This window comes from Stenotrophomonas sp. TWI809, from assembly GCF_039673205.1.
Taxonomy (GTDB): Bacteria; Pseudomonadota; Gammaproteobacteria; order Xanthomonadales; family Xanthomonadaceae; genus Stenotrophomonas.
On the sequence record NZ_JBDJLE010000017.1, the window covers coordinates 1 to 12,624 of the forward strand.

The 12,624-nt window shown below is 66.6% G+C and carries 13 protein-coding genes and 3 pseudogenes; 8 read left to right on the top strand and 8 right to left on the bottom strand.

The window, feature by feature from the left end; translation table 11 throughout:
* Positions 1-132 (bottom strand): annotated as a pseudogene (locus ABE472_RS13135) (efflux transporter periplasmic adaptor subunit); the annotation flags it as partial.
* 363 nt (positions 133-495) lie between these two features.
* Here ABE472_RS13135 and pip point away from each other — a divergent pair.
* Both pip and ABE472_RS13145 read left to right on the top strand, forming a co-directional pair.
* The gene (gene pip, locus ABE472_RS13140) at positions 496-1,443 is read left to right on the top strand and encodes a prolyl aminopeptidase (RefSeq protein ID WP_346466395.1); all 948 of its coding nucleotides are present in this window, start codon (positions 496-498) and stop codon (positions 1,441-1,443) included.
* 9 nt (positions 1,444-1,452) lie between these two features.
* Positions 1,453-2,205 carry a sulfite exporter TauE/SafE family protein gene (locus ABE472_RS13145; RefSeq protein ID WP_346466396.1) on the top strand — a complete coding sequence of 251 codons (753 nt, stop codon included), beginning with the start codon at positions 1,453-1,455 and terminating at the stop codon, positions 2,203-2,205.
* On the opposite strand, the gene ABE472_RS13150 is transcribed toward ABE472_RS13145, so the two are convergent.
* Complete coding sequence (locus ABE472_RS13150; protein WP_346466397.1) at positions 2,144-3,610, bottom strand: serine hydrolase domain-containing protein; 1,467 nt, start codon at positions 3,608-3,610, stop codon at positions 2,144-2,146. The genes ABE472_RS13145 and ABE472_RS13150 overlap by 62 nt on opposite strands.
* 62 nt (positions 3,611-3,672) lie before the next feature.
* A complete protein-coding gene (locus ABE472_RS13155; RefSeq protein ID WP_346466398.1) occupies positions 3,673-3,807 on the bottom strand; it encodes a hypothetical protein in 135 nt (44 codons plus the stop codon).
* A gap of 273 nt (positions 3,808-4,080) precedes the next feature.
* Here ABE472_RS13155 and ABE472_RS13160 point away from each other — a divergent pair, with 273 nt between their 5' ends.
* Entirely contained in the window at positions 4,081-5,304 is a 1,224-nt protein-coding gene (locus ABE472_RS13160; protein ID WP_346466399.1) for an MFS transporter, read from the top strand.
* 10 nt (positions 5,305-5,314) lie between these two features.
* On the opposite strand, the gene ABE472_RS13165 is transcribed toward ABE472_RS13160, so the two are convergent.
* Both ABE472_RS13165 and xth read right to left on the bottom strand, forming a co-directional pair.
* On the bottom strand, positions 5,315-6,112 hold the full coding sequence (locus tag ABE472_RS13165) for a helix-turn-helix transcriptional regulator (protein ID WP_346466400.1): 798 nt from the start codon (positions 6,110-6,112) through the stop codon (positions 5,315-5,317).
* 104 nt (positions 6,113-6,216) lie between these two features.
* Positions 6,217-6,993 (bottom strand): annotated as a pseudogene (xth, locus tag ABE472_RS13170) (exodeoxyribonuclease III); the annotation flags it as partial.
* A gap of 179 nt (positions 6,994-7,172) precedes the next feature.
* Here xth and ABE472_RS13175 point away from each other — a divergent pair.
* From ABE472_RS13175 to ABE472_RS13190, 4 genes are all read left to right on the top strand, one after another.
* Positions 7,173-7,793: a DNA-3-methyladenine glycosylase gene (locus ABE472_RS13175; protein ID WP_346462432.1), complete on the top strand. Its 621-nt coding sequence runs from the start codon at positions 7,173-7,175 to the stop codon at positions 7,791-7,793.
* On the top strand, positions 7,790-8,368 hold the full coding sequence (locus ABE472_RS13180; RefSeq protein WP_346462434.1) for a M23 family metallopeptidase: 579 nt from the start codon (positions 7,790-7,792) through the stop codon (positions 8,366-8,368). Before ABE472_RS13175 ends, ABE472_RS13180 begins: the two co-directional genes overlap by 4 nt.
* Positions 8,369-8,459: 91 nt before the next feature.
* A complete protein-coding gene (locus tag ABE472_RS13185) occupies positions 8,460-8,957 on the top strand; it encodes a ferritin-like domain-containing protein (RefSeq protein WP_313209899.1) in 498 nt (165 codons plus the stop codon).
* A gap of 109 nt (positions 8,958-9,066) precedes the next feature.
* Positions 9,067-10,146 (top strand): catalase family protein, encoded by a 1,080-nt coding sequence (locus ABE472_RS13190; RefSeq protein ID WP_346466401.1) that lies wholly within the window; start codon positions 9,067-9,069, stop codon positions 10,144-10,146.
* 15 nt (positions 10,147-10,161) lie between these two features.
* On the opposite strand, the pseudogene ABE472_RS13195 reads toward ABE472_RS13190, so the two are convergent.
* Positions 10,162-10,953 (bottom strand): annotated as a pseudogene (locus ABE472_RS13195) (ArgP/LysG family DNA-binding transcriptional regulator); the annotation flags it as partial.
* Positions 10,954-11,000: 47 nt separating this feature from the next.
* Between ABE472_RS13195 and ABE472_RS13200 the strand changes: the two are divergent.
* Complete coding sequence (locus ABE472_RS13200; protein WP_313209926.1) at positions 11,001-11,570, top strand: LysE/ArgO family amino acid transporter; 570 nt, start codon at positions 11,001-11,003, stop codon at positions 11,568-11,570.
* Between the two features lie 3 nt (positions 11,571-11,573).
* Here ABE472_RS13200 and ABE472_RS13205 read toward each other — a convergent pair whose 3' ends face one another.
* Positions 11,574-12,197, bottom strand: a complete 624-nt coding sequence (locus ABE472_RS13205; protein WP_179458840.1) for an AAA family ATPase — start codon at positions 12,195-12,197, stop codon at positions 11,574-11,576.
* A gap of 3 nt (positions 12,198-12,200) precedes the next feature.
* Positions 12,201-12,542 carry a type II toxin-antitoxin system prevent-host-death family antitoxin gene (locus ABE472_RS13210; protein WP_261996700.1) on the bottom strand — a complete coding sequence of 114 codons (342 nt, stop codon included), beginning with the start codon at positions 12,540-12,542 and terminating at the stop codon, positions 12,201-12,203.
* Positions 12,543-12,624: the final 82 nt, after the last annotated feature.

Consider the following 12,624-nt stretch of genomic DNA (forward strand, 5'->3'; position numbering starts at 1 on the left):
CGGCTGCCCGGCAGTGACCAGGCCGCCTTCGGTGAACAACCGCTTGGCCACGATGCCGTTGACCTGCGGGCGCACTTCGGCCACCAGGAAGGCATTGGTGCGGCCCGGCAGTTCGCGGGTCAGCGAAACGCTGGTGCGATCCAGTCTGCTGTAGTGGACCGCTGGCGGTTCATGTGGATCCACTACGCCCGGCGAGCCGCATCCGGAAAGGATGAGCAGCATCAGTGCGCAAAGCGCATGGCAGTGACGTTTCGTCATACATCGGTTCCTGTCATTCAATTGCTCTCCTGAAAGTCGAACGGATCATCTCCGCCGACGATGCATCGCCCTAAGGCAACGGTGCATGGAACGGCAAGCGCACGCGAAATGCCATGCGAGACGTCGCATTGAGCACGCCCAGGAAAATGCGATTCATGGGTCGCTCAGGCCAGCCACGCTGATCCGCATACGCTGCAGCGGTATCATTGTTGTTGGACTCTTCGAGTGACCCACTCCATGCGCAGCCTCTATCCCGCGATCACCCCGTTCCGCAACCATCACGTGCCCGTGGACGAGTTGCACACCCTGTTCGTGGAGGAGTGCGGCACGCCTGACGGCATCCCGGTGGTGTTCCTGCATGGCGGGCCGGGTGCCGGCGTATCGGCCACCCACCGGCGCTTCTTTGACCCGTCACGTTATCGCATCGTCCTGATCGACCAGCGCGGCAGCGGCCGCTCCACCCCGTTCGGTGAGCTGCGGGACAACACCACCCAGCACCTGGTCGCCGACGTGGAGACCATCCGCAGCCTGCTCGGCATCGAGCGCTGGCTGGTGTTTGGCGGCTCCTGGGGCTCCACGCTGGCACTCGCCTACGCCCAGGCCCATCCGGAACGTGCCACCGGCCTCATCCTTCGCGGGGTCTATCTCGGCCGCGCCGAAGAGAACCGCTGGTTCGCCGAGGCTGACGGCGGTGCGCGCTGGGTGTTCCCGGAGCGCTGGGCGGCCTACGAGGCGCATATCCCTGAAGACGAACGCGGCGACATGATCGCCGCATACTGGCGTCGTCTGGACAGCCCGGACGAAGCGACCCGCATCGCCGCCGCGCAGGCCTGGCTGGGATGGGAAGATCACGCTGCCACGCTGGAACACGACGTCGGCGCGGTGTCCGGTGACGATCCGCTGCACACCCTGGCCAAGGCGCGCATCGAAGCGCACTACTTCCGCAACCATGCCTTCCTCGAGCATGCGCAGCTGCTGCGCGATATCGACCGCATCCGGCATCTGCACGGCGTGATCGTGCAGGGCCGCTACGACATCATCTGCCCGGCGCGCAGTGCCTGGGACCTGGCCTGTGCCTGGCCCGAGGCCTCGCTGCAGATGGTGCTGTCAGGCCACAGTGCGACGGAACCCGCCACGGCAGATGCGCTGGTGCGCGCGACGGATGCGTTCGCAGAGCGCCAGTAAGGAGGCGTCGTGGATTCGATCTACCTGATGGTGGCGCTGGGCGCCATCGTGGCGGGCTTCGTGCAGGGGCTGTCGGGCTTCGCCTTCGGGCTGGTGGCCCTGTCCTTCTGGGCCTGGGTGCTGGATCCCAAGCTCGCGGCCACCCTCTCCGTGTTCGGCGCCCTGACCGGCCAACTGCTGGCGGCCTTCACCGTGCGCCGCGGCTTCAATCTGAAGACCCTGCTGCCCTTTGTTCTGGGTGGGCTGGCCGGCATTCCGCTGGGCGTCTACCTGCTGCCCATGCTCGACATGAACTGGCTCAAAGCGATCCTGGGCACTCTGCTGGTGCTGTGGTGCCCGGCCATGCTGCTGTCACGCCAGCTGCCACGGGTCACGGCAGGCGGGCGCGCGGCGGATGGCGTGGTGGGGTTTGCCGGCGGCATCATGGGCGGCCTGGGCGGCTTCACCGGCACCCTGCCGACGCTGTGGTGCACGCTGCGCGGTTACGAGCGTGATGTGCAGCGCTCCGTGGTCCAGAACTTCAACCTGTCCATGCTGCTGGTGACGATGGGCACCTATGCCGGCACCGGCATCGTCACCCGCGAGATGCTGCCGATGTTCGCCATCGTGGCACCCGCCATGTTGATCCCGACCCTGCTCGGCACCCGCCTCTACATCGGCATCAGCGACCTGCGGTTCCGGCAGATCGTGCTCAGTCTGCTCACCGTGTCGGGGATCGCGTTGCTCGCCTCGTCGTTGCCGGCGCTGCTGGGCGGGCGCTGAGGCCGCGCTGCGACAACGGCAGACGGTTGCCGACGAAGTTGACCACGTTCTCCATCGCATCGGGATCGACATTGCTCAGCCCGATCACCACGTAGCCGTGGCTCGGCAGCACGATGAGCGCGGCGTTCGCACCGGGCGCCCCACCCTCGTGGCCATACTGATGCTGCTCGCCCTCGCCGCTCACCATGAAGCCGTAGCCGTACCACCCCTTGGTGTTCTGCGGTGAGGTGGCCGCGTCCAATGCCGAGGCCGGGATCAGCCTGCCACTGCGCAACGCCTCGGCGAACCGGAGCAGATCGTGGGCGGTGCTGTAACCGCCGCCCGCCGACGTACCGCGCAATGGCAGGGTCTTGGTCTCGCGCACCCACCGGCCGTCGCTCAGCGTGTAGGGCACCGCGCGGCCTGGCACCAGGGTCGCCTCGGGCGCCGATCCGGTGGCGGTCATGCCCGCCGGCCCGAAGATGTGCTGTTCGACGTAGGCGTCATACGACTGTCCCGATGCCGCCTCGATGATCGAGCCCAGCAGGATGTAGCCGTAGTTGGAATACTGGTCCTGGGTGCCCGGCTGGAAGGCCGGTGCCGCAGCACCATAGACCTCCCAGTAGTCGGCCAACGTCTTGAGTGATGCTTTCCGGCGTTCGAACGCCTCGTCGAAGATCTCTCCCAGGCCACTGGTGTGGTTGAGCAGCTGCCGGATCGTGATGGATGTCGCGACCGCCTGATGGGGATAGTCCCTCAGGTGGCGGGCAATCGTATCGTCCAGTGTCAGCTTGCCAGCCTCGGCCAACTGCAGGATCGCCACCGCGGTGAACATCTTGTTCAACGAGGCGAGCCTGAATGTCGTGGAGCTATCGACCGGAATGCCCTGCTCCCGGTCGGCCCGCCCGCCCTGCCACGCCATCTGCACCTTGCCGTCCTGCGCCAGTAGAAAGGTGCCGGAGAGCTTGTCCTGTGCTGCCAGCGCGTCCAGACGGGCACGGCTCTGCGCGATGAGCGCGGGCATCTCAAGCCGCGCGGGTTTGAATGCGTCGGGTATCTCCACCCCTTCCAGCTGCAGCGTCTTCAGGTACGGCCGGTTCGCAGGATCGATGGCCACGGTGATCAGGATCCCGCGATCGCTTGAGGTGCCGCGCACGATCGCGGCGATCGTATCGGGCCTATCGACGGTCCTGGTCAGTACGTCAAACGGGCCGAAGGTCTCGCGGATGTCCAGATACCGCTGCGCGGTGTGGTCGATCCCGTGGCTCGACAACACCGCCTGCAGCGCCTGGCTGTCACCGGCGTTGTAGGCCGCCAGCCAGCGGCGGAATATCTGCTCGGCCTGCGCAGGGTCGGTGGGCACCCTGGCCCAGGTCGAGGTACTGAAGAGAAGCAGCACCACCATCAGTGTTCTGATCAGCAACATCCTGTGCTCCTTTCCGCTGGGCTGCCACCCGGCAGTCGGACGGATTATGCAGCGGCGCGGGATCACTTGGATCGTGCCGCCTGCCTTTCAATCGTTTTTTGCATGCCCATCCGGCGGGCAGTCAATACTCCCAGCGTGACTGCGATGAGTGTCCAGCTGCTCAAGAAGATGGCAAGCCCTATCCAGATGCTGCTCATGATCCGATGTCCTCGTCGTAGAGCCGTTGATGCGATTTCGTGCGTGGTAGCCGGTCACTTCACAGGCATTTACTTTATGCGGTGCGTTCGCCCTGCGACATCCACTTAGTTGCAAATATGGCGTGGCTCCCTGCCCTGATTGCGACGACAACCGCCCCTATCGCGAGAGACGGGGGGCCAGCCGCGGTCTACGCTTGCCTCCCGTCCGCTCCCGTGATGCCCATGCGGCTGATACCACACGCATCGGCACCCTCCCGTTCCCGATCCCGGCCCATGACCCCTGAAACCGCTGCCCCGCCCGTCATCCCCACCGAACCGCTCACCCCCGCCCCCCACCAGGGCTTTGCAATCCGCATCGTCGGTGCCGCGGCGTTCGCGCACCTGCTCAACGACATGATCCAGGCGGTGCTGCCGGCGGTGTATCCGATGTTCAAGAGCGAGTTTTCGCTCACCTTCGGCCAGATCGGCATCATCGGCCTGGTGTACCAGGTCACCGCCTCGCTCTTGCAGCCATGGGTGGGCATGTACACCGACAAACGGCCGCTGCCGTATCTGCTGCCGTCGGGCATGATCGCCACCTTCGTCGGCATCGCCCTGATGGCGATGGCCACGAGTTACGAAATGCTGCTCATCGCCGCGGCCATCGTCGGGATCGGTTCGGCCACCTTCCATCCGGAAGCCTCGCGCGTGGCGCGGATGGCCTCGGGCGGTCGCTTCGGTACCGCACAATCCACGTTCCAGGTCGGTGGCAATACCGGCTCGGCGATCGGGCCGCTGCTCGCCGCCGTCATCGTGATTCCGCATGGGCAGCGTGCCATCGCATGGTTCATGCTGGCGGCCGCGTTGGCCATCACCGTGCTGTTCCGCCTCACCGGTTGGACCGTGCAGCATGGCCAGGCCAAGATGAAGAGCCTGGCCAAGAGCCATGGCGTCGGGCTGAGCCGTGGCAAGGTGATCCAGGCCATCGCGGTGATCGCGGTGCTGATGTTCGCCAAGTTCGTGTATATCGCCTCGTTCACCAATTACTTCACCTTCTACCTGATCGAGCGCTTCGGCCTGAGCGTGCAGCAGAGCCAGATGTACCTCTTCATCTTCCTGGCCTCGGTCGCGCTGGGCACCTTCATCGGTGGCCCCGTCGGGGACCGGATCGGTCGCAAGGCGGTGATCTGGATTTCCTTCCTGGGCGTGGCGCCGTTCGCGCTCGCCCTGCCCTACGCCAACCTGATGGGCACGGCGGTGCTGGCGGTGGTGATCGGACTGGTGATGTCCTCGGCGTTCGCTGCGCTGGTGGTGTATGCGCAGGAGGCCGTGCCGGGCCGCGTGGGCATGGTGTCGGGCCTGATGTTCGGCCTGATGTTCGGCATCGGCGGTATCGGTGCGGCCGGGCTGGGCAACCTGGCCGACGTGCATGGCATCGTATGGGTCTACCACTTCACCTCGTACCTGCCGCTGCTCGGGCTGGCGACGGCGCTCCTGCCGAAGACGACGATGCACTGAGGCGTTTGCCTCAGTGGAAGAACTGGCTCGGCAACTGGCCGAAGCGCTTCTTGAACATCGCGGTGAAGGCGCTCGGACTGGCATAGCCCAGCGCGAGCGCCACGTCGATCACCTTTTCGCCGTGCGCCAACTGTTCCAGTGCACGCAGCAGGCGCGCCTGTTGCCGCCATTGCCCGAAGGTCATGCCCAGCTCGCGTGCGCACAGCCGCTGGATGGTCTTGACATCCACGCCGAGGCGGCCGGCCCAGTCCTGCAGGGTGGACGGATCGTCCGGCGTGGATTCCAGCTGCCGGCCAATCGCCTGCAGGCGTGGATCGGCAGGCTGCGGCAGGTGCAACGGCAGTACCGGCAGCATCTGCAGCTCATCCAGGATCAACTGCATCAGCCGCCCGTCGCGCGACTGCGCGCGGTATGGCGTCGGTACGTCCATCGCTGCGTGGATCAAGGCGGCCAGCAGTGGTGTCACCGAGACCGTCGATGCGCTGGCCGGCGGCTGGGCGATCGCCTCCGGCAGGATGTACAGGCTGCGCATGCCGACCGCGCCGATGCAGCTGACCTTGTGGCCCGTACCGGCCGGGATCCAGATCGCGCGCGTGCTCGGGACGACCCAGCGCCCTGTCCCGGCCTGGACCACCAGCACGCCGGTTTCGGCATACACCAGCTGATGACGGTCCGGATGGTGATGCAGCGCGATGATCGTGCCGGCGCGATATTCGCGCGCCCGGCAGAATACGGGCGTCTCCGGGCCTACCGGCAGGCGTTTACCTTCGCCGAGACCCGGGGCGATGTCCCTTTTCCGATATGGCATGGCAATACCCTCGCAAACAACCTGCCGGGGGACTCTAGCGCGTCCGGCGTGTTTTCGATATCGGGCCGGCCCGGTTATCGGGGCTTGGAAGGCGCCACCACCTCGATCCACGTGGGCGCGTGGTCGCTGGGCTTCTCCAATGCGCGCACCCACCTGTCCACGCCGGCATCTTTCAGGCCGGGAGCAAGGACCGGATTGAGCAGCAGATGGTCGATCCTCAATCCACGGTCACGGGCGAAGTGCTCACGGAAGTAGTCCCAGAAGGTGAAGATCTGTGCGTCGCCGTGCACCGCACGCAGGCTGTCGGTCCAGCCTTGGGCGAGCAGTGCCTGGTAGGCCTCGCGCACCTCCGGCTGCAGCAGCGCGTCCTTCCGCCAGGACTTGGGATCGTAGATATCCGCATCGGTCGGGACGACGTTGAAATCGCCGATCAGTGCGACGGGATGCGGCAGCGCGACCAGGCTCTGGGCGTGTTTGTGCAGGCGCTGCATCCAGGTCAGCTTGTAATCGAACTTCGGGCCGGGCTGCGGATTGCCGTTGGGCAGATACAGCCCGCCCACGATCACCCCGTGCGCGGCCGCCTCCAGATAACGGCTCTGGTCATCGTTCGTGTCGCCGGGCAAGCCGCGTCGGCTCTCGATCGGGTCCTGGCCGCGCGCCAGCAGCGCGACGCCATTCCACGCGCGCTGGCCGTGCCAGATGCAGCCGTATCCCGCCTCGCGGATCGCTGTCTCCGGGAAGGCCTCTTGGGTCGCCTTGAGTTCCTGCAGTGCCACGATGTCCGGTTGTTCGCGCGCCAGCCACGCGAGCAGATGCGGCAGCCGGGTCAGCACGCCGTTGACATTGAAGGTCGCGATTTTCAGGCGATTTCTGGCAGGCATGGTGCGTGCTGCATGGCGGCGGAGACAGGCCTCGAGGATTGCCCTGCGTCAATCAATCTGCCGCGAATGCCGGGCGAGCGTGGCGTGACGATGGCGGCGTTGATCGTGCATTGACCCTGGTCGCGTCACAGTAGGCGCTCGTTTCGGACTGGCAAAGGGTATCCATTGCGTGGAGGGTCATGAAAACGTGGACGGTTCTGCCGCGGCGTTTTTACCAGCGCCACCCGACCGAGGTGGCGCCCGAGCTGCTGAACAAGCTGCTGGTGCGCGATGACGGTCGCGCTGGGCGCATCGTGGAGGTGGAAGCATACGCAGGTGACCAGGACCCGGCGGCGCATTCGTATCGCGGTATGACCGCGCGCACCGCCACGATGTTCGGTGAAGCCGGTCATCTCTACGTGTATTTCAGCTACGGCATGCACTGGGGCTCGAACGCGGTGTGTGGCGAGATCGGTCAAGGCTGGGGCGTGCTGCTGCGGGCGTTGGAGCCGGTGGCGGGACTGACGTTGATCCAGGAAGCGCGGCCGGCGATCAAGCGCGCGCGCGATCTGGCCAGTGGCCCCGGTCGGCTGTCGCAGGCGATGGGCATCACCAAGGCCTTGGACGGCGCGGATCTGGTGCGCAATGACCGCGGCATCCGCATCGTGTCCGATGGGATGGCGCCACCGCAGGACCCGGTGGTCGGGCCCCGGATCGGCATCAGCAAGGCAATCGAATTTCCGTGGCGGTGGCACGTGCCGGCGCATGTGCATGTGTCGGGACGCACGGCGGCTAAGAAGACGGGCGGGACAACACCGTGAGCTTTTCGCCGCCCGCCCCCTCCCCGGCCCGCCGCGTACGACGCTGGCTGGTGCGGCTGTTCATCCTTGTCGTCTGCATCGTAGTGGCAGGGGTGGTGTGGAACAGCCCCATCGCGGAATCACCGCGGGCACTCTGGCGCCTGTCACAGATGCCTGCACCCACCGCGCTGCCCGTCCCCGTGGCGGGCGTGGCCGCACGCCAGGTGGCCAATACGTTCGGCGCACCGCGTGGACGCGACCGCACGCACGCCGGCGTGGACATCTTCGCCAAGCGGGGCACCGAGGTGCGCAGCGCCACCCCGGGAATCGTTGCCGATATCCGCGAGAGCGGTCTGGGCGGGCGTCAGGTCTGGGTGATGGGGCCGGCACGCGAGCGCTATTACTACGCCCATCTGGATGACTGGCGCGAAGGCCTGGCGCGTGGCGACATCATCGAGCAGGGCGACGTGCTGGGCTACGTCGGCGATACCGGCAACGCGAAGGGCACGCCGCCGCATCTGCACTGGGGCATCTACGGTGCCGACGGCGCTTACGATCCGCTGCCCCTGCTGAAGGCGTGGCCCGACGCGCCCTGAGCGCGCGTGCAGGGGCCCTTCACAACAAAGCGCACCGGACTAACACCCACGCGCCTAGCGTCGGACACTCAAACCCACCGGCAGCACCTCCATGGCGATCAAGACCGCAGAAGACCTGTTCATCCACGAGCTCTCGGATATCTACAGTGCAGAGAAGCAGCTGACCAAGGCGCTGCCCCGACTGGCGCGCGCCGCCTCCAGTCCTGACCTGGCCGCCGCGTTCACGACGCACCTGGAAGAGACCCAGGGCCAGATCGAGCGCATCGACCAGGTGGTGGAACTGCTGGGGATCCGGCTCAAGCGCATCAAATGCGCCGCGATGGAAGGCCTGGTCGAGGAAGGCAAAGAGGCGATCGACGGTATCGAGGAGGGCCCGGTCCGCGATGCTGCACTGATTGGTGGCGCGCAGAAGGTCGAGCATTACGAAATCGCCTCCTACGGCACGATTGCCGCACTGGCCAAACAGCTGGGCTACAAGGCAGCCGTGCCACTGCTGCTGGAAACGCTCAAGGAGGAGAAGGACACCGACGAGAAGCTGACGCTGCTGGCCCTGGCCGGCGGCGGCAATGCCAAGGCCGCCGCGGCCTGACCTTCCCGTTTCCCCTCCGGCATTGCATTGTGCGGGGAGCCGTCCTCCCCGCGCAGCGCGTTGCCCTTTCCGCGCTTGATCGCCGCCGTTGATCACAACAGGAGCCTGCATGTCACTGCCCCCACCCGTTCTTTACCACGCCTCGCTCGAGCATGCCGACGAAGATGAGGCGACGCATATCCGTGAGTTGACCGAGGTGTTCGCGCGCATGGCGCTGACGGTGGCTGAGCAGGAAGGCCACGCCCACCGCGCGGTGCACGCCAAGGGCCAAGGGTTGTTGAAGGGCCGGCTGCGCGTACTGGACGGGTTGCCGGCCGAGCTGCGCCACGGCCTGTTTGCGCGGCCCGGCAGCTACGACGCGCGGGTGCGATTGTCCTCGCCGCCGGCCGAGCAGCTTCCCGATTCGGTCTCCACCCCGCGCGCGATGGCGCTCAAGGTGATCGGCGTGGACGGCGCGCGTGCGGAAGGCGCCGAGGAGCAGCACACGCAGGACTTCCTGATGGTCAACGGCCCCGCGTTCAACACGCCCGGTGTGGCCGGCTTCCTGCGCTCGGCCAAGCTGCTTGCCGCGACCACCGAACGGATGCCGCGTACCAAACGGATGATCTCCGCTACGCTGCGGGGTGCGGAGGCGGCGCTGGAGGCGGTCGGTGGCCAGAGCGCCCTGCTCAAAGGCATGGGCGGGGAGCCGCAGCACCATCCGCTGGGGGAGACCTTCTTCAGCCAGGTGCCGTTTCTCTACGGTCCGTACATGGCCAAGTTTTCGTTGGCACCGGTCTCACCTGCCCTGCTCGCACTGACCGGCGACAAAATCGGCTCGGACGAGGATGCGCAGCGCGACGCGGTGGTGGCCTTCTTCACCGACCTGCCCAATCCGGTCGAATGGGAGCTGCGCGTGCAGCTGTGCCGCGATGTGGAGCGCATGCCGATCGAAGATGCGTCGGTTGCCTGGGCCGAGGCGGACAGCCCGTTCCTGCCGGTTGCACGCGTGATCGTGGCGCAGCAGGAGGCGTGGCGGCCTGACACCTCGCCGGGCGTCGAGGATGCGCTCGCGTTCGCGCCGTGGCACGCGCTGGCCGAGCATCGTCCTCTCGGCGGACTGAATCGTGCACGCCGCGTGGTAATGGCCGCCTCGCGTCAGTTCCGCTCCCGATTCAATGGATGCCCGATCCACGAGCCCGTCGGCTGAAACGCGCCGGCCCCGTTACGGATCGCGGAGCACCTTGCCTGCCGCGTCCCGCATGGCAGCCGTGATGCCCTGAAGCGTGGTCGAGCGGATCGCGGCGTGCTGCCAGTACAGCGGCACGTCGATCCAGCGCGCTGGATCAAGCTCGACCACGGCGTTTCTCTGCAGCGCAGTGGAGGCGAGCGACTCGGGCACCAGGCACCAGCCCAGCCCAAGTGCAGCGGCCTCGACAAAACCCGTCGACGTAGGCAGGTAGTGCACCGGCGGGGACAGCGTGGCGCGCGTAACGGTGCGTAGATACCGCGCCTGCAGCCGGTCCTTGCGGTTGAAGACGATCATCGGGGCAGTGGCCAGGGATGCCGCGCTCACGCCCACACCGAAATACGCCGCTTTGAATGCCGGCGCCGCGATCGCCAGATAGCGCATCGTGCCCAGCGAATGGACATTGCAGCCCTGCAGGGCCTTGGCATCCGCCGTCACCGCGCCCAGTGCCGAGCCGTCTCGCAGCAGATCCAGCGTGTGGTCCTGGTCGTCCACGCGCAGGTCGAAGGTATAGCCATGCGCAGCATGCAACGCGGCCAGCGCGGGAAGAAACCAGGTTTCGAGCGAGTCGTCGTTGACCGCCAGGCAGACGTTGCGATGCTGCACCTCCGCATCCGGCAGGAAATCGGCGAGCACCTCTTCTTCCAGGGTCTGCATCGGACGTACCCGGCGCAGCAGCTGCTCACCGGCAGGTGTGGGGCGGCACGGTGCTTGGCGCACGATCAGGACCTGGCCGAGACGGTCCTCCAGCGCCTTGATCCGCTGGGAGGCAGCCAGCTGCCGCCCTCGCCGGATTTCTCACAGGCGCCGGTCTCATCATCGCCATCGGCGCCCAGAACGCCTTCGTGCTCCGCCAGGGCCTGAAACAGCAGCGCGTCGCGCTGGTGGTCGCGGTCTGCGCAGCCGGCGACATCGCCCTGATACTGCTGGGGGTGGCCGGCATCGGCGCAGCCGTGGCGCGTTTCCCATTGCTGCTCGAGGTCCTGCGCTTCGGTGGGGCGGCCTTTCTCGCGGTATACGGCCTTATGGCAGCGCGCCGGGCCTGGTCCGGCGGTGGCGGGCTCGATGCAGCTTCTGACATGCAGGCGGGATGGCGGCGCACGCTGCTGGTCTGCCTGGCATTCACCTTCCTCAATCCGCACGTCTACCTGGACACGATGGTGCTCCTCGGCAGCCTCTCGACCCGCTACCCGGGCGACGCCCGCTGGCTGTTCGCGGCAGGCGCGTGCCTGGCCAGCGTGTCGTGGTTCACCCTGCTGGGCGTCGGGGCGCGCTGGCTGCAACCGTGGTTCGCGCATGCCAGGGCGTGGCGCTGGCTGGACGCGGGCATCGCGGTCTTCATGCTGACGCTGAGCGTGCTGTTGCTGCTCCGGCCCCTGCAGTAACGCTTACGCAGGGGTATGCAGCTCCATGGCCCGCATCACGATCGGCTTGGCCCAGTCCGGGGTCTGCAGCAGCTCGATCGCCGAGGCAGGATAGTGCAGCCCGTTGCGATCCAGCTGCAGCACCGGCAGCGGTTCGGCGCCATCGGCATCGGCCGGGGCGCTGTTGTCGTAGACATGCAGCTCGGCCAAGTGCGGCAGCAGGGCCAGCAGGTTTTCGCGCGAGGAATCGTAGCGGGCACGGATCTTGTCGGCGGGGATGTCATGCCCGCCGCGGCTGACCCGGGCCGCGACACGTTCCATGTGCAGCTCCACGCTCTGCAGGCCGCAGAACCAGATCGCCACGTCGTGCTGCTCGCACGCCTCACGCAGCAGACGCGGGATGGTGTTGCCGCCCAGCGTGGTTTCGAACGCGAAGTCGGTACCCTCGTCGATCGCCTGCCGCAGCCGGCGCGCGCCTTCATTCCAGGCCGCAGCGTTGGCCTCGCCCAACGACCACCCCGTCTCCACCAGGCGGCGGGTGAACGTATCCGGGTTGAACCAGGTCAGGCCTTCTTCTTCCAGCCACATGCCCAGCAGCGAACTCTTGCCGGCGCCATTGACACCGGCCAGCACCAGAATCCGTCCCATTGGTCAGAGCGGACTGCCGAGGGCGACCTTGCGGCCGCGTCGGATCGGCTGCCCCAGTACCTTGCCCAGCCCACCATCGCGGCCCAGGCTGGCGAGGGTGGTATCGAACGCGGCGCGCAGGCGTTCCAGCTCGCCCATGCGCTCATCGAGGTCGCCGCCGGCGGCCTTGGCCAGCAGTTCCTGGTAGGTCTTGATGTCCACGATCACCGCTTCGGGATGATTGTGGTTGGTGATCACCAGGGCCTGCTTTTCGCGAACGGTGCGCATCAGGCTGGGCCAACCGCGGGTTTTCACCGACGAGGCCGTGGCCTTCTCAAGGCCGGGCAGATCCAGTGGCAGGGTCATGGCACGCTCCAGGACGGGATGGGCCCACTATACCCCTTCTGGCCAAATTGGACATAAATCCCATTTTGGCCAGAAGGAGGGT

Coding starts and splice junctions, on each gene's coding strand:
- ABE472_RS13205 (WP_179458840.1), bottom strand. CDS start 12,197: ATGGGACGGATTCTGGTGCTGGCCGGTGTCAATGGCGCCGGCAAGAGT.
- ABE472_RS13190 (WP_346466401.1), top strand. CDS start 9,067: ATGTCACTGCCCCCACCCGTTCTTTACCACGCCTCGCTCGAGCATGCC.
- ABE472_RS13160 (WP_346466399.1), top strand. CDS start 4,081: ATGACCCCTGAAACCGCTGCCCCGCCCGTCATCCCCACCGAACCGCTC.
- ABE472_RS13150 (WP_346466397.1), bottom strand. CDS start 3,610: ATGTTGCTGATCAGAACACTGATGGTGGTGCTGCTTCTCTTCAGTACC.
- ABE472_RS13155 (WP_346466398.1), bottom strand. CDS start 3,807: ATGAGCAGCATCTGGATAGGGCTTGCCATCTTCTTGAGCAGCTGGACA.
- ABE472_RS13210 (WP_261996700.1), bottom strand. CDS start 12,542: ATGACCCTGCCACTGGATCTGCCCGGCCTTGAGAAGGCCACGGCCTCG.
- ABE472_RS13185 (WP_313209899.1), top strand. CDS start 8,460: ATGGCGATCAAGACCGCAGAAGACCTGTTCATCCACGAGCTCTCGGAT.
- ABE472_RS13175 (WP_346462432.1), top strand. CDS start 7,173: ATGAAAACGTGGACGGTTCTGCCGCGGCGTTTTTACCAGCGCCACCCG.
- ABE472_RS13165 (WP_346466400.1), bottom strand. CDS start 6,112: ATGCCATATCGGAAAAGGGACATCGCCCCGGGTCTCGGCGAAGGTAAA.
- pip (WP_346466395.1), top strand. CDS start 496: ATGCGCAGCCTCTATCCCGCGATCACCCCGTTCCGCAACCATCACGTG.